At 49.1% G+C, this 25,466-nt stretch carries 21 protein-coding genes; 10 read left to right on the plus strand and 11 right to left on the minus strand.

All coding sequences use genetic code 11. The features are described 5' to 3' along the window. Positions 1-222: 222 nt before the first annotated feature. Both dnaG and GEI7105_RS0108825 read left to right on the plus strand, forming a co-directional pair. A complete protein-coding gene (dnaG, locus tag GEI7105_RS0108820) occupies positions 223-2,253 on the plus strand; it encodes a DNA primase (RefSeq protein WP_035492870.1) in 2,031 nt (676 codons plus the stop codon). A 40-nt stretch (positions 2,254-2,293) separates the two neighbouring features. Then, complete coding sequence (locus tag GEI7105_RS0108825) at positions 2,294-2,647, plus strand: hypothetical protein (protein WP_017660112.1); 354 nt, start codon at positions 2,294-2,296, stop codon at positions 2,645-2,647. 389 nt (positions 2,648-3,036) lie between these two features. Here the strand turns inward: GEI7105_RS0108825 and lptC are convergent, their stop codons facing one another. The 3 genes from lptC to metG all read right to left on the minus strand — a co-directional run bounded on the left by lptC (position 3,037) and on the right by metG (position 6,664). After that, positions 3,037-4,227 carry an LPS export ABC transporter periplasmic protein LptC gene (gene lptC, locus GEI7105_RS29750; protein WP_017660113.1) on the minus strand — a complete coding sequence of 397 codons (1,191 nt, stop codon included), beginning with the start codon at positions 4,225-4,227 and terminating at the stop codon, positions 3,037-3,039. A 21-nt stretch (positions 4,228-4,248) separates the two neighbouring features. Next, positions 4,249-4,866: a LabA-like NYN domain-containing protein gene (locus GEI7105_RS0108835; RefSeq protein WP_017660114.1), complete on the minus strand. Its 618-nt coding sequence runs from the start codon at positions 4,864-4,866 to the stop codon at positions 4,249-4,251. A gap of 199 nt (positions 4,867-5,065) precedes the next feature. After that, positions 5,066-6,664 (minus strand): methionine--tRNA ligase, encoded by a 1,599-nt coding sequence (metG, locus tag GEI7105_RS0108840; RefSeq protein WP_017660115.1) that lies wholly within the window; start codon positions 6,662-6,664, stop codon positions 5,066-5,068. 396 nt (positions 6,665-7,060) lie between these two features. Here metG and GEI7105_RS0108855 point away from each other — a divergent pair, with 396 nt between their 5' ends. The 5 genes from GEI7105_RS0108855 (at position 7,061) to GEI7105_RS0108875 (ending at position 12,268) form a co-directional block, all read left to right on the plus strand. After that, entirely contained in the window at positions 7,061-7,816 is a 756-nt protein-coding gene (locus GEI7105_RS0108855; RefSeq protein ID WP_017660118.1) for a lysophospholipid acyltransferase family protein, read from the plus strand. A gap of 60 nt (positions 7,817-7,876) precedes the next feature. Further along, positions 7,877-8,665: an alpha/beta fold hydrolase gene (locus tag GEI7105_RS29755; RefSeq protein WP_017660119.1), complete on the plus strand. Its 789-nt coding sequence runs from the start codon at positions 7,877-7,879 to the stop codon at positions 8,663-8,665. 135 nt (positions 8,666-8,800) lie between these two features. Then, entirely contained in the window at positions 8,801-9,499 is a 699-nt protein-coding gene (deoC, locus tag GEI7105_RS0108865) for a deoxyribose-phosphate aldolase (RefSeq protein ID WP_017660120.1), read from the plus strand. Positions 9,500-9,913: 414 nt separating this feature from the next. Next, positions 9,914-10,816 carry a DNA repair protein RecO gene (recO, locus tag GEI7105_RS0108870; protein WP_017660121.1) on the plus strand — a complete coding sequence of 301 codons (903 nt, stop codon included), beginning with the start codon at positions 9,914-9,916 and terminating at the stop codon, positions 10,814-10,816. A gap of 72 nt (positions 10,817-10,888) precedes the next feature. After that, positions 10,889-12,268: an MFS transporter gene (locus GEI7105_RS0108875; RefSeq protein WP_017660122.1), complete on the plus strand. Its 1,380-nt coding sequence runs from the start codon at positions 10,889-10,891 to the stop codon at positions 12,266-12,268. Here GEI7105_RS0108875 and GEI7105_RS38360 read toward each other — a convergent pair. Beyond that, positions 12,246-12,416, minus strand: a complete 171-nt coding sequence (locus tag GEI7105_RS38360; RefSeq protein WP_158413186.1) for a hypothetical protein — start codon at positions 12,414-12,416, stop codon at positions 12,246-12,248. The genes GEI7105_RS0108875 and GEI7105_RS38360 overlap by 23 nt on opposite strands. Positions 12,417-12,449: 33 nt before the next feature. On the opposite strand from GEI7105_RS38360, the gene GEI7105_RS29760 reads away from it, so the two are divergent. Further along, complete coding sequence (locus tag GEI7105_RS29760; RefSeq protein WP_035492482.1) at positions 12,450-13,637, plus strand: glycosyltransferase family 4 protein; 1,188 nt, start codon at positions 12,450-12,452, stop codon at positions 13,635-13,637. Between the two features lie 136 nt (positions 13,638-13,773). Further along, positions 13,774-15,207 (plus strand): dihydrolipoyl dehydrogenase, encoded by a 1,434-nt coding sequence (lpdA, locus tag GEI7105_RS0108890; protein WP_035492874.1) that lies wholly within the window; start codon positions 13,774-13,776, stop codon positions 15,205-15,207. Positions 15,208-15,299: 92 nt separating this feature from the next. On the opposite strand, the gene GEI7105_RS0108895 is transcribed toward lpdA, so the two are convergent. The 5 genes from GEI7105_RS0108895 to GEI7105_RS0108920 form a co-directional block, all read right to left on the minus strand. After that, positions 15,300-16,475 (minus strand): pentapeptide repeat-containing protein, encoded by a 1,176-nt coding sequence (locus GEI7105_RS0108895; protein ID WP_245555391.1) that lies wholly within the window; start codon positions 16,473-16,475, stop codon positions 15,300-15,302. Then, positions 16,468-17,643, minus strand: coding sequence for a pentapeptide repeat-containing protein (locus tag GEI7105_RS0108900; protein ID WP_245555392.1), 1,176 nt, complete (start codon positions 17,641-17,643; stop codon positions 16,468-16,470). The genes GEI7105_RS0108895 and GEI7105_RS0108900 overlap by 8 nt, the downstream gene beginning before the upstream one ends. After that, the gene (locus tag GEI7105_RS0108905) at positions 17,636-18,835 is read right to left on the minus strand and encodes a pentapeptide repeat-containing protein (protein WP_245555393.1); all 1,200 of its coding nucleotides are present in this window, start codon (positions 18,833-18,835) and stop codon (positions 17,636-17,638) included. The genes GEI7105_RS0108900 and GEI7105_RS0108905 overlap by 8 nt, the downstream gene beginning before the upstream one ends. Further along, positions 18,828-19,961, minus strand: a complete 1,134-nt coding sequence (locus GEI7105_RS34620; RefSeq protein ID WP_071591993.1) for a pentapeptide repeat-containing protein — start codon at positions 19,959-19,961, stop codon at positions 18,828-18,830. The genes GEI7105_RS0108905 and GEI7105_RS34620 overlap by 8 nt, the downstream gene beginning before the upstream one ends. A gap of 158 nt (positions 19,962-20,119) precedes the next feature. Then, on the minus strand, positions 20,120-21,736 hold the full coding sequence (locus GEI7105_RS0108920; RefSeq protein WP_017660131.1) for an ABC transporter substrate-binding protein: 1,617 nt from the start codon (positions 21,734-21,736) through the stop codon (positions 20,120-20,122). Positions 21,737-21,902: 166 nt separating this feature from the next. Here GEI7105_RS0108920 and GEI7105_RS0108925 point away from each other — a divergent pair, with 166 nt between their 5' ends. Then, a complete protein-coding gene (locus tag GEI7105_RS0108925) occupies positions 21,903-22,796 on the plus strand; it encodes an alpha/beta fold hydrolase (RefSeq protein ID WP_017660132.1) in 894 nt (297 codons plus the stop codon). Positions 22,797-22,884: 88 nt separating this feature from the next. Here the strand turns inward: GEI7105_RS0108925 and GEI7105_RS38365 are convergent, their stop codons facing one another. Further along, the gene (locus tag GEI7105_RS38365; RefSeq protein WP_017660133.1) at positions 22,885-23,298 is read right to left on the minus strand and encodes a hypothetical protein; all 414 of its coding nucleotides are present in this window, start codon (positions 23,296-23,298) and stop codon (positions 22,885-22,887) included. 955 nt (positions 23,299-24,253) lie between these two features. Next, a complete protein-coding gene (locus GEI7105_RS0108940; protein ID WP_017660135.1) occupies positions 24,254-25,396 on the minus strand; it encodes a glycosyltransferase family protein in 1,143 nt (380 codons plus the stop codon). Positions 25,397-25,466 lie beyond the last annotated feature (70 nt).

Genomic DNA, 25,466 nt, shown 5'->3' on the forward strand with positions numbered 1-25,466 from the left:
TTGTTTCTAATACAGTCTTTTGAGACTCGCTCCTTGCGGGGCGGGTCTTGTTGTTTGTTTTTCTCGATCGCTCGATTGCAAATCAGTTGTAAAACTGTTATACAAACTTGACGTTCGACGAAAACAACGCTCGATTCAAGTAACGAAATTTATCAAATTTTTTTCGGCGAATATCAATCGAGATATTATAAAAAGTTTGCATTGTCAGCGACTGAGAAAGCTATGACTCGTTTGCACCCCGACACCATCGAGGCGGTCAAACAACGAATGGATATTTACGACGTGGTGTCCGAACACGTCGTTCTCCGAAAACAGGGCAAAGACTTCGCGGGTTTGTGTCCCTTCCACGAAGAGAAAACCCCGAGTTTTACCATCAGTCCGAGCAAGCAACTCTTTTACTGTTTCGGATGCGGGAAAGGGGGAAACGCCATTTCCTTTCTCATGGAAATCGGACAGCGATCGTTTGCCGATGTGGTGTTGAACTTAGCCCAACGGTATCAAGTTCCGGTACGCACCCTCGACGAGCGGGAACAGCGGGACTTTCAAAAGCAACTGTCGCGGCGGGAACAGCTTTACGAGATTTTAGCGATCGCCTGTAGCTTCTACGAACACGCCCTGCGCCAACCCCAGGGAGAAGCCGCCTTAAACTACCTACAACAGCAGCGCCGTCTCAGCGACGCCACCCTCCAACAGTTTCAACTCGGCTATGCCCCCAAAGGCTGGGAAACCCTCTACGGCTACCTCGTCAAACAAAAAGGCTATCCGGCAGAGTTAGTCGAAGCGGCGGGGTTGATTCTCCCGAGGAAAAAGGGCGGGGGCTATTACGATCGCTTCCGCGATCGCATCACCATCCCCATCTGCGACGATCGCGGACGAGTTATCGGGTTCGGCGGACGCACCCTCGGCGACGAACAGCCGAAATATCTCAACTCTCCAGAAACCGAACTCTTCGACAAAGGACATACCCTGTTCGGCTTAGATAAAGCCCGTCAAGCCATTGCCAAAGGCGATCGCGCCGTGGTGGTGGAAGGCTATTTCGACGTTATCGCCCTCCACGCCGCCGGAATCTGCGAAGCTGTCGCCGCCTTGGGAACCGCTCTGAGTCAGGGACAAGTCAAACAACTGCTGCGCTACACCGAATCGAAACAAGTCATCTTAAACTTCGACGCCGACGCCGCCGGAACCCGCGCCGCACAACGGGCGATAGGCGAAGTGGCAGACTTAGCCTATCGGGGGATGGTGCAGTTGCGGGTGTTGAACCTCCCCGATGGGAAAGACGCCGACGAATTCTTACAAAGCGCCTCCCCCGAGGCGTATCGAGAACTCCTCGAGGCGACGCCGCTGTGGATCGACTGGCAAATCGAGGAAATCGTTGCCGAACGAGACTTGTCTCAGGCGGATGTCTATCAAAATATCGTGCGGGAGTTGGTGAAACTCCTCAGTCAAATTCAAAACAGCACCACCCGCACTTATTACGTCAACGCCTGCGCCCAAAAACTCAGTCAAGGGGATTCTCGGCGGGTTCCTCTGCTGGAAGAAAACCTCATCGCGCGGTTGCGACGAACCGTCAAACGGGATGTTAAACGGGATGTTAGCGGCGAGGTTGGAAACGAGGGAGACTGGGAAACCTCCCTGGAAGTCGAATCTCACGATGAAGACATTCCCGTTCCTGTTTTCGATAGCGATCGCAGCTTGCTCGAACGGGCGGAATCGCTATTGTTGCGCGTGTACCTCCACGATTGCGAAGCCCGAGCGATCGTGATTAGCGCCGTTGGCGAACTCGAAGAACAGGACATTTACTTTAGTTTGTCTCACCACCGCTGGCTGTGGCAGAGTTTGAGCGAACTGCAACTGACTCCCAGAGACGACGCCGCCAGCATTTTGGGCAAACTGCAAGAATGGGAAACCGAGGCGTCAGGACGGTTACAGCAAGTCATACCGCTGTTTCAAGCTGACGAGTTGCAAGAAATCGACATCTCTAGAGCGCCCTTAGCGGTGCGGGCTGCTGCTTCGGCGATCGAGCGAACGATTTGCCAAAAACGCTATCGTCAAATTTTACAGTTGTGGGAAGTCACCGATCCTCGCGAAGACCCCGAAACGGCGCGATCGTACCAAGAGCAACTGTACGCCGAAAAACGCCACATCGACGAACTCGATCGCCGTCGCAACACCGACTTAACCGATCTCGTCAGCCTTCCCTGGCAAGCGCCCCCAGCACAGTTATCTCCGGCCGACGACGCGATCGACGTATAATCGTGAAGTTCAACTAAAGGTTCGATCTGTAGCTGCCACCATGCCCGAAGCCCTCGAAACTAAAGAACAGCAATTTGCCGTCATCGAAGCCAACGCTCCGGACATCGGTGCCTGTGCCTATCGCGGCTACTCAGAAACGGGCGAAAAGGGAACTGTCGTCATCCTGCGCCAGTTGGACAACAACTCCACAGAACTCGAAGACTGGCAGTTACAATATCGTCCCATGAGTCGCCTAGACAGTATGCTGTCCGATTGGAAAGACGTGGGTTTGCAGGACATGATAGTTCGCTACAACCCGGAAGTCTCAGTGGTTTGTACGTTTCTCTATCCCAACGGCGCTCACGCCAGTTACCATTTCGCCCCGGAACCCGACCCCCCCCAACTGGCACAGTAACGCCCTCGTAGGGTGCGTGACTCGAAAAATAGGGTGTAAATCCTGAGACCGATCGCTCTGTCACGCACCGCCAATGTACACCGCCAACATACAAGGTTGCGTGACTCGAACAATAGGGCGTCGAACGCGAGACCGATCGCTCTGTCACGCACCGCCAATGTACACCGCCAATATACAAGGTTGCGTGTTTATCAGTTTAGAGTGCAGAGGGCAGAGTGTAGAGTGGGAATTCCTCTTTAACTCTTCACTCTAGACTTTTAACTCTTCCCTGAAAGAGGCGCACCGACTCATCATCCCATCACCTCATCACTTCCCGGTTGGGGGCAGTGCGTGACGCGGGAACAACATTAACCTGACTTCGACAGCATTTTCTGGCTGCGTCACGCACCCTACGGCACATCTCCCAAATCGTCCGTAAGAATTTCTGTGACGACATCGCCGCCGCTGACAACGAAGGTACGATCTTCGAGTTTCCCTTCTGCGCGAGGTCCCCGGAGATGGAACGGCGGATCGACTTGACGGTACACCACGTTTCCCTCCGCTTCAAACCGCTGAGAATCCACGAACCAAGTGAGGCTGTTCGCCGTCATTTGCGCTTCGTTAGCTTGTCCCAAGGCTTCGATTCCGTCTTTGAGATAAAAGGTTTCCTCGACGAAGTTCATCCAGCCGCGATTTCCGCTGAGGGTGACTTGGTTGTCTCGGTGAACGACGCGAATGGGAACGTCCGAGGACATCATTTCCCCTTCGAGATCCCAGTTCAACTCGTTACTGACGATATCGAGGGGCGGTTCCACGACGGCGATGCGGGCGTTTTGTTGCAGGGTGGCGATTTGGGTTTCTAAATCGACACGAAGGCTTTCGGAGGTGGCGCGATCGGTAATTTCTTCGTCTTCGTAGCGAGCCACTTGCACGGGAACTTCCCCGAGGACGAGTTGTTCGGGCATTTGCCACAACAGCCGTTCGCTGCTGATTTGTAACGGCGGCTCTTTGAAATTGGCGACGATGCTTCCGATGAGTTCGATATGTTGCGGGTCGCTGAGAAAGACGGCTTCGGCGGCGGTGATGTCCGCTCGTTCGTGGGTGGCGCTGACGTTTCCGCGCACGACGAGGCGATCGTCGTCAGGCGCCCAGTCCATTTCGTCCCCTCGCGCCACAGTTCCGTTTTGTTTGTCGATAATGACGACGTTGTCGCGCAGAAAAACCTGTTGTCCTTCTTGTTGAATTTCGCCGTAGGCGGCTTCGACTTCGTAAACGAGTTCGCCGTCGCGATAGAGTTTACCGCTGGGGTTTTCCAGACGGCCGATTTGACGGTCGTTGCTGTAGGTGACGCGATCGGCTTTGACTTCCCACAGTACCACCCCGTCGTCGTTGACTTGTTCGAGGGAGACGTTTTCAAAGGTGAGGCTGGGATCGATTGTTTGGGATGTGGGAGCGCGATCGGGGGTGGGTTCGAGAGTTGGTTCGTCGGAGCAGGCGTTCAGGAACAGTGCGAACACGGCAGCAAGAAGTAACGCCCAGAGACGGCGACCGCTGCGATCGAGAAGGAAACGGACACTCGAGGCGGGGAGAGGAGGAGTCATCACGAAAACGGGACGAGAGGACTATTTGGTTGAAGGTTTTCCTTCAGTGGGTTGGTGACTGACTCCGGATAGGGGGCGGTAGGTGTACGGATGGTGTCTCGGGCTTTTTTGAATGTCCTCTTTGATGCTTTCGAGGTCGATGTAGCGATCGGCTACGTTGATGAGGCTGTCGCTGGTCATCGATCGCAGGCTGACCACTTCGACGCGCACGCCGCGATAGCTCACTGCATCGACTGCGTAGGCGAGATCGCCGTCGCCGCTGACGAGAACGGCGGTGTCGTACGCCCCCACCAACGCCATCATGTCTACAGCGATTTCCACATCTAAGTTGGCTTTTTTAGAGCCGTCGGGCAGTTGAACTAGGTCTTTGGCGATGACGCGGTAGCCGTTGCGCCGCATCCACAACAGAAAGCCCTGTTGTTTTTCGTTGGAGCGATCGACCCCCGTGTAAAAGAACGATCGCAACAAACGAGATCCGGCGGTCAACCGACAGAGTAACTTGGTGTAGTCGATTTCCATGCCCAGTTGCATGGCAGCATAAAACAGGTTAGAACCGTCGATGAAGATGGCAACGCGACCTCGATTTTCCAGAACCTGTTCTGGGGTAAATATAGAGTCATGCTCGAAGTCGTTTATCATGGTTTGTTATCCTCAGTTTGTTATCAGTAATAAAATCCCTATGGAAAATGCCGCGATCTAGCTCGAGCGAGATCGGGCTACATTTTATATTATAATTTCTCTCTTGCCATCTGTTTGCTTTGCGATCTTTGGAAAATTCGACGCGTTGTCGGGGATCGCGAAGGGGTAGGCGATTGAGGGGATTTGTAAGACGCGATCGCTATTTCACCTCCAGTTCGATTCGTTGGAAAACTGGACTCGGCTGGTTCAAAATCTGCCCCGATCGTAGCGCTCCCCAACGGCCGTGAACCTCAAACGAGGCCGTTTTGAGAACTCGATCCCAGCGATCGAAATCGGTCTCGAATCCGAGTTGTCGGTAAATTTGGGTACTCAACTGCGGCACGACGGGAGAGAGGAGATAAGCCGCCAATCGTACCGATTCGAGAACGACGTAAAGAACTTCTTCAACGGCAGCTTGTTCTCCGTGTTTATACAGAGTCCACGGAGCGCGATCGTCGAGATATTTGTTACAAGTTCTAACTAAAGTCAAAATGGCTTCGCAGGCACGGTGAAATTCAAGGGCTTCATATGCCGATTTCACGGTTTCTGAAAGAGGGAGTCCCAACTCTTTCGGCGTGCAATCCTCGCCGAGACGATCGATGGCGATCTCGGGAAGGACACCTCCACAATACTTGTGCGCCATTTTCAAGGTGCGGTTGAGAAGGTTGCCTAAATCGTTGGCGAGATCGGCGTTGACGATATTTACGAAACGGGTTTCGTTGTAGTCACCATCGCGACCGAACTCGATTTCTTTCATGAAATAGTAACGAACGGCGTCAGCACTGAATCGATCGACTAACTCGCTGGGATCGATGGTGTTACCGAGACTTTTACTGATTTTGTGACCGTCTTTAGTTAAAAAGCCGTGACCGAACACCTGTTTGGGAAGGGGCAAGCCCGCAGAGAGGATCATCGCCGGCCAGTAGATGGCGTGAAATCGCAGGATGTCTTTTCCAATTAAATGAAGGTTAAACGGCCACCAGTATTTGACGGCGTTTTCTAAGGTAGCCTCCTCTTCGGGATCGAGTAGTCCGGTGACGTATCCTAAGAGGGCATCGAACCACACGTAAAGGGTATGGTTGGGATCGTTGGGTACGGGAAATCCCCAATCCATATCGACCCGCGAAATGGAAAAGTCTTTTAAGCCCTGTTTGACGAAACTTAAGACTTCGTTCCGGCGCGTTTCGGGTTGGATGAAATCCGGTTGGCTCTCGTAGAGGTCTTCGAGGGTTTGTTGGTATTTCGAGAGGCGGAAAAAGTAGTTTTCTTCGTCGCGCCATTCGGCTTCGAGGTTGGGATGAAGGGGACAGTGACGGTTTTCGAGCAGTTCCCGTTCGTCTTTGAATTCCTCGCAACCGACACAGTAGTATCCCTGTTGTTGTCCGAGGTAGATGTCGCCGTTGTCCCAAACTCGTTGAAAAAAGTCGCGCACGATCGCCTCATGACGGTCGGCGGTGGTACGACTGAAGCGATCGTAACGAACGTTCAGTTTTTTCCACAGTCCGTCGAAGGCTGCGACGACTTCGTCACAGTATTCTTGGGGATCGCGCCCTTTTTCTCGAGCCGTTTGCTGGATTTTTTGACCGTGTTCGTCCGTTCCCGTTACGAATAACACAGGTTTTCCCAACAAACGTTGAAACCGAGCGATCGCGTCGGCGGCGATCGTGGTATAGGCACTGCCAATATGGGGCAGCGCGTTGACGTAGTACAGCGGTGTCGTCAGGGAAAATCGGTTGTCTTCGGTCGGGGTAACAGTCATGGACGCAGTAGCCAAACAGATGCCAGCATTATTCATCATACACGGGTCAGTTTACACTTCTTTATCGTTTTGTGAGGCACTACCCCAGCCGAAACGAGACAGTCTCAGAAACGCGATCGAGCTAGCCAAAACCGATCTCGCGCGAGGTCGGGTTCCCCGTTGAGGGGGATCGTCTTTCATCTCATCGGAACTTTTTGACTTTGGAGGTTAAGAAAATCTTCCAAACTTGGAGATCGGTTGTGGAAAATTGAGAATAAAACTCAGTACGACCTCGGGCGATCGCAGGCGATCGAAGAAACGTTAAAATATGTAAAGCGAGCTTAAGCAAAGATTGCGCGATCGCGCAAACTCTCCCTAAACGCACTTGAAACGAAATTTCCCTGACGAACGCCCTGTATGTCTTCTCAACATCCCATCTATCTCTCTCGCTGGTTGTTATCGAGTTTGGGAACTCGGATGTTTGTCGAAGGCGAAGATCGGATTCCCCGCCACGATTCGGTGTTAGTCGCGAGCAACCACCGTAGTTTTATGGACGCTCCGGCGTTGATGGCTGCCCTCGATCGCCCGTTGCGGTTTGCCTGTCACCACTACATGGGGGAAGTTCCCGTAATGCGGGAAATCGTCACGGGAATGGGCTGTTTTCCCCTCGATACCCCCGAACGTCGCAACCAGAGTTTTTTACGGCAAGGGACAGAACTCCTCAGCGATCGCGAGGCGGTGGGGGTGTTTCCTGAAGGCACGCCGCCGATGGTGACACCGACGCATCCGGCACAGGTAGGGAAGTTCCATCGCGGCTTCGCTCATTTAGCCCTTCAGTTTGCCTGTCAGCATCCGCGCAACGCGATCGCCGTGCTACCTGTAGCGTTGGTGTCCCTGCAAGAAAGCAACTTTCGATCGATTCCGATTCGCCTGTTGAGCTTTTTCGACCCCAGCGAACCCCTGTTCGATCGCTCGGGATTGCATCCGGTGGTGGTGTACCACCATCTCGTCGTCGCCGTGGGACGTCCTTACTGGATTACCCAGCGCGATCGCCAACGCTATCGCGGCACCGAAGCCAGACGAGTCGTCTCGATGCTGGCGACAACCTGCCGAACGGAAATCGAACAGTTACTCGCCAAACACCGAGGAGAGGACGCGCTCCCCACCTCATAACCGAAATCGACGTTTTCTTCTGTCAACCTTTAACGTTCAGCAAATTGCCCGTTCACGATAATGCGCCTAATTGCTCCGACTGCGATCGCTTCTGACTTACCGCTGTTTGTCTATTTACCGGGAATGGACGGTAGCGGCCACCTACTGCGCTGGCAACTGCCCAAACTGTCGAGAGCCTTCGACGTGCGTTGTTTGCAGATTCCGCCGAACGACTTGCGCGGGTGGGACGAACTGACGCAACACACCATCGAACTCATCGAACGGGAACGGCGAAAAACCGAGCAACCGGTGTATTTGTTCGGCGAGTCGTTTGGGGGGTGTTTGGCGTTACAAGTGGCCATGCGATCGCCGCGATCGTTCGATCGTCTCGTGTTGAGCAATCCCGCTTCGTCTTTCAACCGCCGCCCTTGGTTAACATGGGGATCTCATCTCGTCGGCTGGATGCCCGATTTCCTCAACACCGTGTCTGCGTTAGGCTTGTTGCCATTTCTCGCCGCCTTAGAACGGATTCCCAGCCACAATCGCCAAGCCCTCGTCGATGCCATGCAGCACGTTTCGCCTCAGGCCGTCGCTTGGCGCATTCAGATGTTGCGGGAGTTCCAATTGGATTGGGAACGGATCGATCGCATCGAACAACCGACGTTAGCTATTGCCAGCGCCCGCGATCGCCTGTTACCCTCTGTCACCGAAGTTCGAGAATTGGTCGATCGCCTTCCCAACGGCCGACTGCGCGTTTTGCCCGAAAGCGGACACGCCTGTTTGCTCGAGAAAGGGGTAGATCTCTACCACATTTTACAAGAAGCGAAATTACTACCCGAGCCGGTTTGTGATGGGGTAATGAGGGGGTGATGGGGCGATGAGTTGGCCAGAGGCGATCGACCAACTCCGATACAATAACACTCGTACAGAAGAAATCGCCCTCTGTGTCCTCAAGCCCTGGGGTGGTGAAGGCAGCAGCATCAAAGTTTTTCACGTTTTTAAATTATGCTCGACCAGCATTTGGATATCGATATCGCCCCATTTATCGACCATTCGCTCCTCAACCCCTGCGCCACTCAACAATACGTCGGCCAGTGGTGCGAAGAAGCCGATCGCTTCGGCTTTGCCTCCGTTTGTATTTATCCGTCTTACGTGCGCTTTGCCCGAGAACTCCTCCAAGGAAAACGCCCCAAAGTCTGCACGGTTATCGGATTTCCTACGGGAGCCACCACGTCTACAATGAAGCTTTACGAAGCACAAGAAGCGGTGGAAAATGGCGCGGAAGAACTCGATGTGGTAATTAATCTTTCGTGGTTGAAAATGGGTAAAACCAACGAGGTACATCGAGAAATAGCAGAAATTTGTGAAGAAACCAACGTGACAGTTAAGGCGATTATTGAAACCAATTTATTGAGCATCGAAGAAAAACGCATCGCCACGGAAATCTGTATCGATTCGGGCGTTCAGTTCGTGAAAACCTGTACCGGGTGGAACGGCGGCGCGAAAGTCGAAGACGTTCGGCTGTTAAAAGAGTTTGCTAAAGGACAAATTGGTATTAAAGCATCCGGTGGAATTCGATCGTTTGAAGATGCAGTTGAGTTAATTGAGGCGGGTGCATCTCGGCTCGGTACGTCTTACAGTATTCAGGTTTTGAAAAGTCGAAGAAAAGAGGAGGAAGAAGAGGCGGAAACTCAGCCGAGTTAATGTTGGATGTTTGGCACGAGATCCCCGGACATCTTGAAGATGCCGGGAATCTAGACAGAGATACTTTCGTTTCAATAGGGGTTTAATACGGAATCCGTTCCCGATAAGCTAGGTTTCAAGAAATCTTCACCACAGAGACACAGAGGACACAGAGAGGGATTGGTCGGGTTGGTCAAAATAGATATTTGAGTCCTCGACTCCGCTCGGACTCAACGCTGAGCGGAGTCGAAGCGTTGAGATTCGGATTCCGTATAAGCTGAGAATTTTACACATTTTAAACTCAAAAAAACAATCAAAAAAAATATTTTTAATGATGCTTTTCTAGATGAATCTACATATTTTACGGCGATTTTTGATTTAATTAAGAATCACCTATAAAAAAGCAAAAAAACTCGATCGATCCTCAAAAAACAAATGTCTAAAACCTATCGCGCAACCGGAATTAATTTAAAAAGTATGCCCTTGGGTGAAACCGATCGCCTGCTAACCATTCTCACCCGAGAACATGGATTCGTGAGAGCCGTCGCACCGGGTTCGCGCAAGCCGAAATCGAAACTCGGGGGACGAAGTGCGCTGTTCGTCGTTAACGAACTGTTGCTGTCGCGGGGAAAATCCCTCGATCGCATCTCCCAAGCCGAAACCATCGCCACCCATTCTGGATTGAGCCGTCATTTCGGCATTCTCACAGCGAGTCAGTATCTCGCGGAAATTGCCCTGGCGCATACCCTTTCTGAAGGTGTGAAATCGGAACTTTTCGACTTACTAACCGAACACTTAAACCGTTTGGAACAGTTGCCGAAAAATGCCGCGTTATCCGAAGTTTTGTCGCGGTTGGTTCACGGTACGTTTCACCTGCTGGCGTTAGAAGGTATCGCGCCGCAAGTCTACGCCTGCTGCGTTTCCAAACATCCCATCGTTCCCGAAATCCATCATCCTAACTGGCAAGTGGGGTTTAGCATTCGCGCCGGAGGCGTAGTGACGCTGGCGGAGTTCGATCGCCTCAAACTCGAACAAATGCAACAGTGGAACGCGACGTGGGAAGATGACAGAGAAGCGATCGCCAACCGCGCCGCCTATTTACCTACCCCCAACCGCTACCTCGACGCCACCGAACTTACCCTGCTGCAACAGCTTTCGCAACCGCAACTGTCGCCGACGCCGCCGCTGGCGCAGATCGATCGCGCTTGGATTACCCTCGAACGACTGCTGCGAGAATACGCACAGCATCATTTGGGGCGATCGATTCGCTCTGCTACCTTAATGAATAGTTACATTGCATCCGCTGCGGCAACGCCGTTATCGACGTCCACCGGATGAGAAGATATAGAAAATCTTTATCCAGCCCCAATTCCGATCGCTCGAGTATCGAAGCTCGCTCCTACATTAAAAATGAAACAGCTTTCTGAACCCGACCTGACTCCAGAAGAAACCATTCCAAAAAACAGCTCGCCCCCTCCACCCAAAGAAGAAACGGGATTCGGACCCGTTTTTAAAAACAAGAATTTTTTGACCTTATGGAGCGGTCAAGTTTTTTCTCAAATCGCCGACAAAGTGTATTTGGTGATGGCGATTTCCATCGTAGCCAGTCGGTTTCAGGCGGCGAATCAAAGCATTAGCGGTTGGGTGTCTGCCATTACCATCGCCTTTACCATTCCTGCCGTCTTGTTCGGTTTCCTGGCGGGAGTCTTGGTCGATCGCTGGCATAAAAAAGAAGTTCTCGTGGTAACGAACCTGTTGCGCGGTGTCTTCGTGTTGGTTCTGCCGGTGTTGTTTTGGCTGACGCGAGAACAGAGTTTTGCGGGGCTTTCTTGGGGATTCGGCGTGTTGCTGGGCATTACCTTTCTCGTTTCCACGCTAACGCAGTTTTTCGCCCCTGCCGAACAAGCGGCGATTCCCCTCATCGTCAAACGAAAACACCTCCTCTCGGCGAATTCCCTCTACACCACCACCATGATGGCGTCTGCCATCGTCGGATTTGCCGTAGGAGAACCCATGTTAGCGATCGCCGATCGCGCCTTACAAAACATTGGTTTCAGTCAAGAGTTAGTCGTCGGTGGCAGTTACGTGTTAGCCGGGATGGTGTTGCTGCTGCTGAGAACGCGGGAAAACCTCACCAATCTCCAAGCCGCTTCAGCTAAACGCCACGTGTGGGAAGACTTCAAAGACGGATTGCGGGTTCTCAAACGTCAACCTCGGGTTCGCAGTGCCTTAGTTCAATTAATTGTCTTATTCTGTATCTTTGCCGCCTTAGCAGTTTTGGCGGTGCGTTTGGCGGAAATTATGCCCGCCTTGAAATCCTCTCAATTTGGCTTTTTACTGGCTTCCAGTGCGGCGGGAATGGCAGTCGGTGCGGCGTTAGTCGGACAAATCGGATCGCAGTTTGCCCCCCGTCGCTTGAGTCTTTACGGTTCGATGGGAATGGCAGCCTCGTTAGTGGCGTTGAGTTTGTTAACCCAGCAGTTGGTGCCGTCGCTGGTGGCGATCGCCGCGTTGGGATTTTCCGCCGCCTGGGTGGGAATTCCCATGCAAACCATAATCCAAGCCGAAACCCCCGAAGAACAGCGAGGCAAAGTGTTCGGCTTGCAAAACAACGCCGTCAACATCGCCTTGAGTCTTCCCTTAGCCTTAGCCAGCGTCGCCGAATCCTTCTTCGGCTTATCGGCGGTTTTAGCCAGCTTAGCCGCCATCGTCGTAGCCGCAGGGTTGATAACCTGGTATATTGCCGATAAAAGTTCCCGTTCGGCAGCTAAAGCCAAAACCGCTCGTTAAACGCGCCGCTGCGGGCGTTAAAAGAAGGGAACGGTTCGATTCGATCGATCGGCGCGATAGGTGGCGATCGCGACTGAATTTGTTGTCTTTCGAGTATCTTTAAATTCAGTTGAGGTTCTCGCAATCGTCGCCGATTTCGAGTTGCCACCGCTTCCCCTTACCGAATTCTCCTAAATCCCGAATGCACATCGCTTGGCTTGGAAAAAAATCGCCCTTTTGCGGTAATGTCACCTATAGCCGCGAGGTGACGAACGCACTACTCGATCGAGGGTATCAAGTCAGCTTTCTGCACTTCCGACAAGACAGTCACGACACTCACACCGACACCCGTGCGACATCGATCGTTTCGGATGCTTCCCACGATGCTACTGCTTGCGAAGTCCCCCTTCCCTGTTTTTATAAATCGACGCTGTACACGATTCCTACCCTCAAATCCAGTAAAGTCCTCAGCGAAGCCCTGCGTCAGTTAAAACCGGATTTGGTTCACGCTTCCCTTACGCTGTCGCCGTTGGATTTCGTGTTACCGGAGATTTGCGAGGAGTTGAATTTGCCGCTGGTGGCGACGTTTCATCCGCCCTTCGATCGCCGTCGCCGCAACCTCACCTCCAGTACGCAACATTTGATGTATCAGCTTTACGCCCCGTTTTTGGCAAATTACGATCGCACCATCGTTTTTTCTCACATTCAACGGGATTTACTGATACAACTGGGGGTTCCGCCGGAACGAGTTGCAGTGATTCCCAACGGCGTAGACGCCCTGAAATATTCGCCGGGTGCGTCCAATTTAAACGCTGAAATCGGTGCCGAACGAATTTTTGTCTATCAAGGGCGAATCGCCCTGGAAAAAAACGTCGAATCGCTGTTGAAAGCCTGGAAACATTGCGAAATGGGCGATCGCAGCCAACTGTTAATCGTCGGAGACGGGCCCCTCGCCGCCTCGTTTATGGCAACCTATCACGAAGAACATGGCGTGCGTTGGTTGGGTTACATCGCCGACGAACAGCGACGCATCGAGATTTTACGGGGTGCAGACGTTTTCGTGTTACCCTCCTTTGTCGAAGGCTTGTCTTTATCGTTGTTAGAAGCCATGTCGTGTGGCTTAGCCTGTCTCGCCACTGACGCCGGGGCAGATGGGGAAGTTCTCGAAGACGGGGCGGGGGTCATTCTCAACTCGCAGCGAGTAACCGCACAACTTCAAACCCTGTTACCGCTATTTCGCGATCACCCGGAAATTACCAGTTTGTTGGGTTACAAAGCCCGTCAGCGGGTTCTCGAACGCTACACTCTCGATAAAAATATCACCCAATTAGAAGAGTTGTACGCCGAAGTCTCGGGCTGTTCTCGCAATATTGCCGTCAGTTCTGCCTAGCGGCGTATCGCAGACATTTCGAGAAATCCCAAACGCAACCCAACCCCCAAACCCCGTTCCCGATTCCCCCTTGACTTGTCCGATCGCCCCCCGACCGTCGAAAATGGGAAGACTCAAACGCGCGAACACAAATAAAATGAGTCAAGAGTTCGATTACGATCTCCTTATTATCGGTGCGGGTGTCGGCGGTCACGGGGCTGCCCTCCACGCTGTCAGCCACGGGTTGAAAACTGCGATCGTGGAAGCGGGAGATATGGGGGGAACCTGTGTCAATCGCGGCTGTATCCCCTCGAAAGCTTTGTTAGCGGCGTCGGGGAAAGTTCGAGAATTCAGCCAAACCCAGCACTTGCAAGAAATGGGAGTGCATATCGGCGGCGTTCAGTTCGATCGCCAGGCGATCGCCGATCATGCCCTCAACCTGGTTGAGAATATCCGAGGCAACATGACGAACAGCCTCAAACGCCTCGGTGTGGATATCATCCAAGGCTGGGGGAAAGTCGCCGCCTCGCAAAAAGTCACCGTGGAAACCGCCGACGGCGAGAAAACCTACACCGCCGAAAACATACTTCTCGCCCCCGGTTCGGTTCCCTTCGTTCCGCCGGGTGTGGAAGTGGACGGTAAAACCGTTTTCACCAGCGACGACGCCATCAAACTGGAATCTCTCCCGCAGTGGATTGCCATTATCGGTAGCGGGTACATCGGGTTGGAATTCGCCGATGTCTATTCGGCGTTGGGTTGTGAAATTTCGGTCATCGAAGCGTTGGATAAGGTGATGCCGACTTTCGATCCCGATATCGCCAAAATTGCCAAACGGGTGTTGCTGGATTCTCGCGATATCGAAAGTTACGCGGGAGTATTTGCCACGAAAGTTACCCCAGGCGCACCGGTTACCATCGAACTGACGGACGCTAACACCAAGGAAGTCGTCGAAGTGTTGGAGGTAGACGCCTGCTTGGTGGCGACGGGGCGCGTTCCTTACACGAAAAACCTCAATTTAGAAGCGGTTGGCGTGGAACTCGATCGCCGAGGCTTTATTCCTGTCAACGATTCTTTGCAAGTCGTCGCCAACGATGAAGCGGTTCCCCATCTCTGGGCGATCGGCGATGCTACGGGTAAGATGATGTTGGCGCACGCGGCATCTGCCCAAGGGGTGGCGGTTGTCGAAACTCTTTGCGGGCGCGATCGCACGGTGGATTACCGCAGCATTCCCGCCGCCGCCTTCACCCACCCGGAAATCAGCTTTGTGGGTTTAACGGAACCCCAAGCCAAGGAACTCGGGAAGTCGGAAGGGTTCGAGGTGGCCAGCGCCCGGACGTATTTTAAAGCCAACTCGAAAGCTTTGGCAGAGAAGGAAACCGACGGTTTGGCGAAAGTCATCTATCGCAAGGATACCGGCGAACTCCTCGGCGCCCACATCATCGGCATTCATGCGGCGGATTTGATTCAGGAAGCCGCCAATGCGATCGCCGAACGGAAATCGGTACGGGAACTGGCGTTTAACGTTCACACCCACCCGACGCTGTCGGAAGTGTTAGACGAAGCCTACAAACGGACGTTGGAAACGGCGTAATCGCGATTTTGGGTTTCATCTATTTTGTAGGGATGTTGGATATCGCGTCCCTACTTTTTTTATGGTTGGGCGATCGCATCGCTGGTTCGATTTTAGCCAAACAACGGATCGGGGTAAGGTGCATCAGCCGGTAAGAGATGTGCTTGACTCAAATCGACTTCCGGCGGAATCTGTGCGTCACCGTAGATATAGGTATTTGTGAAGTCGGTATGTTCAAACTGACAGTCTCGAAATGATACGTTTCGTAAGTGGGAATTTTTAAAACTTGCGTATCGTAAGCTCGATCCAGAAAAATCGGTATCTTTTATTGAAGTTGCAATCACTTGACAAAAATCAAGTTGAGCTTGCTGCAAGTTTCCTCGATGTATGCGTAGTTTTATTAAAATAGAATGTTTTAAATTAGCATAACTTAGATTCAGATTCGGGAAGTACATAGGAAGAGCCTTAGCTAAATTAAACTTGTCTAAGTCAACATGACTCAGATTGACTCGACTTAAATTAGCATGACTCAAATCAGCATGGCTCAAATCAATATCTCCAAGATAACCAAAATCAAGAGATTGAATAACACCTGGAATTTGGCTAAAGTCAGCATGACTTAAGTTTGAATATGGTTTTAAAATATAAGCTTTTGCGAGCTTATTTTCGGGTATATTAGGAACAGAATAATATTTTGTATTTGTACCTACTTCAATATAATTAAAATTATCATAATAGCGAAATAAGCAACCTTCAAAATCCACATTTTTAAAAATGCAATCTCCTAGCATATAGGCATCTATAAAATTAGCATAATTTAATACTGTTTTTTCAAAATAACAGTTTTCAAACCATGTATCTCTTGCTTTACAATAAGATAAGTTGGTTTTAGTCAAATTAGCACCGATCAACCACATATCACCAAAGTATGAATACCTTAAATCTGAATTTGATAAATCAATATAGTAACCTAAACCATAAATCTCTGAATGCTTCAAGTTAGCCCTGTTAAATATAGTACCCTCTAATCCACAATCCATGATACGAGATCCTTCCAAATTTGTATCTGTAAAGTTTGCATCTTCCATGCTCATTCCAGTAAAATGAATACCTGGTAAATGAAATTTTTGGAAGCTTTCATTACTTATGTCTTTAAATTTAAAAATTCTTATTCCTTTATTGTATTGTTCGTGTAACTCTTCTGCTGTAAGCTTCTCATAACTCATCGCTCTATTTACCTTTGTTCTATGGTTGGGCGATCGCATCGCATCGCCAGTTCGATTAGCCAAACAACGGATCGGGGTAAGGTGCATCAGCCGGTAAGAGATGTGCTTGACTCAAATCGACTTCCGGCGGAATCTGTGCGTCACCGTAGATATAGGTATTGGTGAAGTCGGTATGTTCAAACTGACAGTCTCGAAATGATACATTTCGTAAGTGGGAATTTTTAAAACTCGCGTATCGCAAGCTCGATCCAGAAAAATCTGTATCTTTTATTGAAGTTGCAATAATTTGACAAAAATCAAGTTGAGCTTGCTGCAAGTTTCCTCGATGTATGCGTAGTTTTATTAAAATAGAATGTTTTAAATTAGCATAACTTAGATTCAGATTCGGGAAGTACATAGGAAGAGCCTTAGCTAAATTAAACTTGTCTAAGTCAACATGACTCAGATTGACTCGACTTAAATTAGCATGACTCAAATCGGCATGGTTCAAGTCAAGATCGTTGAGTCCAGAAGCGATTAAACTATCTAAATTTGGAATCTGGCTAAAATTAGCACAACTTAAATTAGAGTGTGGCTTTAAAATATAAGCTTTTTCAAGATGCTCTTCAGGTATATTAGGAACAAAATAATATACTTCATCTTTAAAAGGAGTACAATAATTAGAGCCATTGGCAGCATAACGAAACAAACAGCCTTCAAAATCTACATTTAAAAAAATGCAATTTCCTAAAAAATAAACATCTAGAAAATTCGCATATTTAAGTTCCGATCGACTAAAATAACAATTGTCAAACCATGTTTCACTGGTTTTACAATAAGACAAATTGGCTCGAAAAAAGTTTGCGTGACTAAAAGTTGTCTTCCCAAAAGCCGAATATCTCAAATCTGCATTTGAGAAGTCAGTATACTCAATCTTTTTTCTATAAAAGTCCGAATGTTTTAAGTTAGCCCCATCGAATATAGTTCCGTTTAATTCACAACTATAAAACTCGCATTTTTCTAAATTGGCCCCTCTAAAGTTTGCGTCCTCCAAGTTTACACGATCGAATCTAATGCCTGGAATATGGAAATCTTGACAATTTTCTCCCGACAAGTCTTTAGAGTCAAAAATCCTGACACCGCGATCGTATTGTTCTTGTAACTCTTCTGCTGTAAGCTTCTCATAACTCATCGCTCTATTTACCTTCGTTCTATGGTTAGGCGATCGCATCGCTGGTTCGATTTTAGCCAAACAACGGATCGGGGTAAGGTGCGTCAGCCGGTAAGAGATGTGCTTGACTCAGATCGACTTCCGGCGGAATCTGTGCGTCTCCGTAAATATAAGTATTGGTGAAGTCGGTATGTTCAAACTGACAGTCTCGAAATGATACGTTTCGTAAGTGGGAATTTTTAAAACTTGCGTATCGTAAGCTCGATCCAGAAAAATCCGTATCTTTTATTGAAGTTGCAATAATTTGACAAAAATCAAGTTTAACCTGTTTTAAACTGCCTCCATAAATGTATATTCTTAGTAAGAGCGTATGGCTTAAGTTTGCACAATTTAGATTTATATTATTAAACCTCATAGGGGGGATCTTGGTTAATTTAGTATTTCTTAGATGAGTGTTGCTTAGATCGGCTAGACTCAAGTTAGCATGGCTTAAATTAGCATAGCTTAAGTCAAGTTTATCAAGTCCACCAGTACCGACTTCGTTAGCTAAACATTTAATTTGGCTAAAGTCAGCATGACTCAAATTAGAGTGTGGCTTCAAAATATAAGCTTTTTCAAGACAATCTTCAGATATATTAGGAACAAAATAATGTCTCATGTCTTCAGGATCTTTATTTTTGCAAAAATTGAAATAATTAGAACCCTCAGCACTGTAGCGAAACAAACAGCCTTCAAAGTCTACATCAGTAAAAATACAATTTCCTTCAAAACCAACTTCTAGAAAATTAGCATATTTTAGAATTGCTTGACTGAAATCACAATGCCGAAAGCTGGTTTGCTCAGTAGTTCTACAGAAAGATAAATTGGCTCGATAAAAATTGGCACTATCGAAAGTCATCCTGCTAAAAGTCGAGTATCTTAAATCTGCGTTCGAGAAATCAGCGTAAGTAGCTGTAGTTCTATAAATATCTGAATGTGTTAAATTAGCTCCATCGAATATGGTGCCGTCGATCGATCCACATTCAACAATCGACAAACCTTCTAAGTTTGCACCCGTAAAATTTACATCATTCAAGTTCGAGTGAGAAAATTTAACACCTGGAATATATAATCCTTGAAAATCTTCACCCGACAAGTTTTTGTAGGCAAAATATCTGATACCTTGTTCGTACTGTTCTTGTAACTCTTCTGCTGTCAGCTTCTCTTTACTCATCGCTCTATTTACCTTTGTTCTATGGTTAGGCGATCGCATCGCTGGTTCGATTTTAGCCAAACAACGGATCGGGGTAAGGTGCATCAGCCGGTAAGAGATGTGCTTGACTCAAATCGACTCCCGGCGGAATCTGTGCATCACCGTAGATATAGGTATTGGTGAAGTCGGTATGTTCAAACTGACAGTCTCGAAATGATACGTTTCGTAAGTGGGAATTTTTAAAACTTGCGTATCGTAAGCTCGATCCAGAAAAATCGGTATCTCGTATCAAAGTGGCAATAACTTGACAAAAATTAAGTTGAGCCTGTTGTAGATTTCCTTGAACAATCATTTGTTTTATTAAAATAGCATGATTTAAATTAGCATGACTAAAATTAACTTCTTTAAAGCCTGTAGGAGGGATTTTAGTCAAATCGAGTTCGCCTAAACTAGTGTGACTTAAGTTAGCTAGACTTAAGTTAGCGTGACTCAAATTAGCGTAGCTTAAGTTCAGTCCACCAAGATAAATTTTGTTGAGATTATCTAAAGCTTGAATTCGGCTAAAATCAGCATGACTTAAATCAGAGTGTGGTTCTAAAATATAAGCCTTTGTAAGCTTATCTGCTGAAATATTCGGAACACTATATTTTTTGAATTCTTCACGTTCGTCATCTCCAGTGTAGTTTCCAAAACATCTCGAACCATTGTGAGTATGACGAAATAAGCAACCTTCAAAATCGACTTCTTTAAAAAGACAATTTCCTCTAATATGAGCCTGTAAAAAATTAGCATACTTCAGAATAGTTTTTTCAAAATAACATCCGTCTAAATCTACCACCTCCATCAAGCAAGAAGACAAGTCAGTTCGACTAAAATTTGTAAAATCCAATCCCATGCTAGAAAATTGCGAATAGCTTAGATTGGAATTTGAAAAGTCAGTGTATCTACTAGAATTTCTATGAATGTCTCCATAACTCAAATTCGATTTTTCAAATATAGTGCCATTCAATTGACAATAATATATCGAGCATTTTTCTAAATTAACACCTATAAAATTGGCATTATCTAAATTTGAATAATTGAATATAGTACCGGGGATTTGCAATCCTTGGAAATTTTCATCTGAAAAATCTTTGGCACTAAAATCTCTAACACCGCGATCGTATTGTTCTTGTAACTCTTCTGCTGTAAGCTTCTCTTTACTCATCGCTCTATTGACCTTCACTCGATCGCTTCAATTTTTCAGTCCGCCAACACTACAATCTTATGCTGGGCGTTGTGGCTTCCTACAACACAAGATAATTTTCCTCAGTAGACCGATCGCACTCCCGATCGCATCCCCCAAACCCACACGATCGCCCCCACTCAGCGATCGCGACGAATCGGGGAAAACAGTAAAATCTGCTGCGTCGAACTCAACGCCACGCCGTCGATATTGGCTTGGGCGAACGCATAATCCTTAGTTTGCCACAAGGGAATATACGGAACTGCTTCGGCTACCATTTCCTGTAACTCTCCCAACAGGCGATCGCGCGTTTCTACATCTGTCGTTTGACGCTGGCGTTCGATCAGTTCGTTGGCGCGATCGCTATAGTAAAAAGAGCCGTGATACTGACTCTCGCCATCTTGACATCCCATTTCCGGCGAACCTTCACTACAGTCGAGAAACGGCTTGAGATAGTTGTCGGCGTCGAAAAAGTCCGCATACCAAGACAACATAAACGTCGGATACACCCCTTTGTCCAAATACCCGTAAGCGGTGGCGGCTTCCACGCTGCGAGGTTCGATGCGGACGAGTCCTTCTAAATCGCGATCGGCTAAGGCTTTTAAGACTGTCGCCGCGAGTCGGTTTTCGTTGGAACTGGAGGCGAACCAAATTTCGATTTCTAAGGGATTGTCTGTGGAAAACCCCTCCTCTCGTAACAGGGTTTTAGCGGTGTCGAGGTTTCCGTCGCCGTAGCGGGTGGCGAAGACGGGTTCGGAGGCGTCGAACGATCGCGGAAGCAGGGTATATAGCGGTTCGGCTTGTCCGTAAAAGACGCGATCGCTCAACAGCGGGCGATCGATAATGTAGGCGAGGGCTTGTCGGACTTCCAGGCGATCGAGGGGCGGTTGTTCTACATTTACCACCAAATAGGAAATCGTCGGACTGTCGGCGGTGACGATGTGCCATCCCTCTTGCGGCGCGAGTTCCTCTAAACTATGAATTTGATCGGGATCGAGATCTTGATACGCGACATCGATCGCCCCCGTCCGAAAAGCGTTGTACAAATTGGCTTTGCTGGAAAACCGCTGTACGTCAATTCCCGAGTTTTGCGGCGTCTCGCCCCAGTAGTCTTCAAATCGGTCTAATTGCAGGGCGTCGGTTCCGTAACTTTTCAAGATATACGGCCCCGTTCCCACGAACTGGTTCGGTTGAAATTCCCCTTCTCCAATGTTGTAGGCGTTGGGAGAAACGGGACAAAAACCGGGAAACGTCAGTAAGGCGGTAAACGCCGCAAACGGATAGTTCAACCGCAGGGTGAGTTCGTATTCGTCTGTGGCTGCGACGGATTCCACGAGATCGGAGAGTAAAAACGACGGACGCCCTTTGTTTTTCATAAACCGCGTCAGGGAAAACACCATCGCTTCGGCGTCAAACGGGGTTCCATCGTGAAACACCACGTCGGAACGCAGGGGAATGCGGTATGTTAAGCCGTCGTCGCTAACTTCGGGAAGAGATGTCGCCAGTTGCGGGACGATTTCGGTGGCGTCGCTGGCGTAGGTGTAGAGGCGATCGCCTAAATTGGAAATGGCGATAAACGACGAGAGTTCGTAGGCGTCGGCGGGATCGAGGGTGACGACTTTTGCAGTGGTTCCGAGACGAACGCGATCGCTGGTTTCCGTCGGCGGTAACGAGGGGCTACAACTGGCGAGTATGGCGATGCAGAAACTCAGAATTCCCGCGACGATAGCGATTCGCCGTCCGATTTTTGCTGTCATCCTCAATTGTCCCGACTCCTAGCGCGATCGATACAACCGCATTACGATGATAATTGTTACGATATGTTAAAGACTTGCTGCTAACAAACGTTGTCGCGAGGGGCGCGATCGCAAGTCGTCAAACTCAGCTTTCAATCTTAACTTTCAATCTCAGCTTTCAAATTCTATGACCGTAAAATCCATCGTACCGATTCGAGCGATCGAAAAACAATTTTGGACCTGGCGAAACCATCGCATCGCCTTCACCGCCTCGGGTGAAGGATCGCCGCTGCTGTTAATTCACGGCTTCGGCGCGTCCATCGGACATTGGCGAAACAACATCCCCGCCTTCGCCGATGCGGGATATCGCGTCTACGCCCTGGATTTGCTGGGTTTCGGCGACTCCGACAAACCCGCCTTGGAGTACTCTTTGGAACTCTGGCGAGATTTAATTGCGGACTTTTGGACGGAATTCATCAAAGAACCGACGGTATTCGCCGGAAATTCCATCGGGGCGTTGCTGGCGTTAATGTTGGCGGCGGAATATCCCGATCGCACCGAAGGAATCGTGTTACTCAACTGTGCGGGAGGACTCAACCACCGCCCCGAGGAGTTAAATCTTCCGCTGCGGATGGTTATGGGAACCTTCGCGAAATTGGTATCCTCGAAATGGTTCGGGTCGTTTCTGTTCGATCGCGTCCGTCAACCCCACCGCATTCGCGGAACCCTGCGTCAAGTCTACGGAAATCGCGAGGCGGTCACCGACGAATTAGTCGAAATGCTCTACGCTCCTTCCTGTCATCCCGGCGCACAACAGGTCTTCGCTTCGATTTTAACTGCCCCCGCCGGACCGAAACCGTCGGAATTGTTACCGCAAGTGCAATGTCCGATGTTGGTGTTGTGGGGTGAAGACGATCCCTGGACGCCGGTAAAAGGGTCTCAGATTTTCCAAGATTGGGGAAAACGCCATCCAGTGACGTTTCACTCGATTCCGAAAACGGGTCATTGTCCCCACGACGAACGCCCGGAAATCGTCAATTCTTTGGTGTTGGATTGGTTGGGCGATCGCGAACGTTTCTGAATTGAAAGAAATACTGAAAGAACCCCGGTATATTAAAAATACTGGGGTTCTAGGGTCTAGAGTAGGATTTTTTTAAAATAGAAAATTCTTAACGCCCTGAGTTAGTTTCCTTCGCCATGTTTAGAAAGTCTTTCATGTTGGCGCTGGGACGGCGACGGGGCGTTGCTGAGTTGGGCATGAGGTATCTCGTCGCAAAGCCCGTTTCAACGGTTTTTTGAGCGGCTGCGGGCTTAACTTTCGGCTGAGGTGCAGGCGCAGGTTTGGCAGCTTTTTTAGCTTTAGGTGCTGCGGTTTTCTTTTCAGCTTTCTTCTCAGCTTTTTTCTCAGCTTTTTTGGCTTCTGGTTTAGATTTCTTTTCGGATTTTACAGTTTTTTCTGGTTTCTCTTCTTTGGCTTCTGGAGCCGCAGGTCGAGCGGGTGCGTCGTCTGTTTTCGCCCCTTGGGTATCTTCAATTTCTACGAAAAAATCTTCTTTTTTAGAACCAAACAGTTTCTTTAACATGGAATCGCAATCCTAAAATCTCGGTTCGGAACGTGAGTTCGAGGCGGCGATCGGACGAACTCGACCCTCGAGCGACGTTCTTAAGCTGCAAGCTCGAGGCATAAATGCTGTCCAATCTCGTCCTTAATCATACGTCTGTATGAGAGTTTTTTTGACAATTCTTAATATTTTTTTACAAAAAACCGTAAAGTTCGACGGTTTTTTCGGAGGTTTGGGCGTCTTTGTGTGAGACTTATCTACAATTCCTTACACTTATTTACAGAGTACTCATTTCCAGAACGTCGATCGCCTCGAGAGATCGAGCCGGTTGACAAGCTGTCCCGGCGATGGCGAGACGTGCGATCGTCGAGTCCGAAAATTCCAAATTGCAGGAGTTTTCGTCGCGTCCAAGGGGGTGAAGAGTCGAGTGAGCAGACATTCCGGTGGGTTTAATATTGAGAAATTTTATCAACTTTAGTCCCCGAAATTATGGAATAGCGAGCCGATCGCCCCTTGTCAATCATTGACATCCTCTCCCAGCAACCCTATCGGGTGTGCAGGGAGATTCCCTGGTTCACACCAAGAATTTCCTGCTTCTCAACCTCTTGACTAGACTTGAACTCAGATAACTTCAAGTCCCCGCCAGAACGATTCCACAGGCTTTTTGTTTTACGTCCACTTGGTGCCCCCAAGCCGGACGGATCTGATTTTTGGTTTTGGGCTTTATGCTCTATACAGGTTGCCAGTGTCTTAACCGTTACTTCTGGGCTGCCTACTGGATGAGCTATCCGTATGTTTTCAGCGTGTTACCACCTTATCAATTATATTTGATGGCTCGTTTCGGCGCTATCCCCTTCTCTCGCTATCGCATTGTTCAGGGGACGCACCTCAACTCACCGCCGCTTCACCACCCCCTAACCGCTTCGCGGTATAGGCGGAGTACTGCGACGGATCTTGATAGCCGTTGTCCTAGCGTTTATCGCGGTGGGGCGTTCTCGAACTCCCGCGCCCAGACTGCTGCAATGTTGTCCCAAGTTTCCTGTTTGGCAATGTCTTTGAACTTCTCGCGAATTTCGGCAAGTCGATCGGGATTTTGGAGCAGTTCGACGATTTTATAGGCGATCGCTTCTTGAGTTTCCCGGGCCATCGGTTCGCCGGGAACTTTGACGCAATAATCTTTTTCGGCAAAAACCGCAAAATCCGTCGTGACGGGAACGCAACCGACGATCGAAGATTCGCGTACTGAAATACAATCGATCTCACCGTAGGTACAGCCATAGTAGTGAATCGAGGCGGAGGCTTTTTCTTCCATGAGGCGATCGTATCCAACCAAACCGCGATCGATAACCCCCGGTTGCGCCATCAGTTGTTTCATTTTTTCGCGCCAGTCCGTCCGATCGGGGTGATTGTCGTATTTCGTAAACCCATAAAACAGATGAAGTTCGGCTTCGGGAATTTCGCGTTTGACGATCGGCCATCCATACTCGAGCATATGTTCTAAACCTCGGTAATACCGGGAAGCATAGACGAGTTTGTAGGGTTGTTTTTTACGATCGGAAAACTTGAGAATTTCGGAATCGTAGCCGTTCGTCACGATCGTAAACTTTTCATCGGGCAGATCGGGCAACATTCGGCGTTGATACTGACTCTTTGAAAAAATTTTGTCGAATCGTTCGAGGATTTCTCTGGTATAAAATTTCTCGGGATAGGTGATATCTTGCCATTCAAAACCAATCAAACGTGCTTTAGCTTGCGGCTCGAGATAAACTGGGTGTCTGGCAATCAGAAGAATATCGAAGCGATCGTACCAGTTCATACGGCGAAAATTGCGATACCGAACGCCGTTGTAAGTTCCCTCCCGATCGCCGCAGTTGGCATAAACGGTAACTTCATACCCTTGTTTAGCCCAAGCTTGCGTTAAATAAATAACGGCAGCTTCCGAACCGCTGGCGCCTTTTTCCCGGAGTTCCGACTCAGTCACCATCGGATAGCTTCCCCGAAAAAACGCGATCGAACGGTTCGGCCAAGTTTTAGCGGTCAGTTTTCGTGTAATACCATCAGTCCAGGGAAGCTTAGATTTAATCCAGGTTTTGAGGGAGTTAAAAGCCACGATCGTCATGTCCTATAAATCGTCGAACGTTCCTGAGTGTGATAGGGTGAATTTCAATTTCGTAGAATGACCCCTCCGC

The organism is Baaleninema simplex PCC 7105 (assembly GCF_000332355.1).
Classification (GTDB): domain Bacteria; phylum Cyanobacteriota; class Cyanobacteriia; order Cyanobacteriales; family Geitlerinemataceae; genus Baaleninema; species Baaleninema simplex.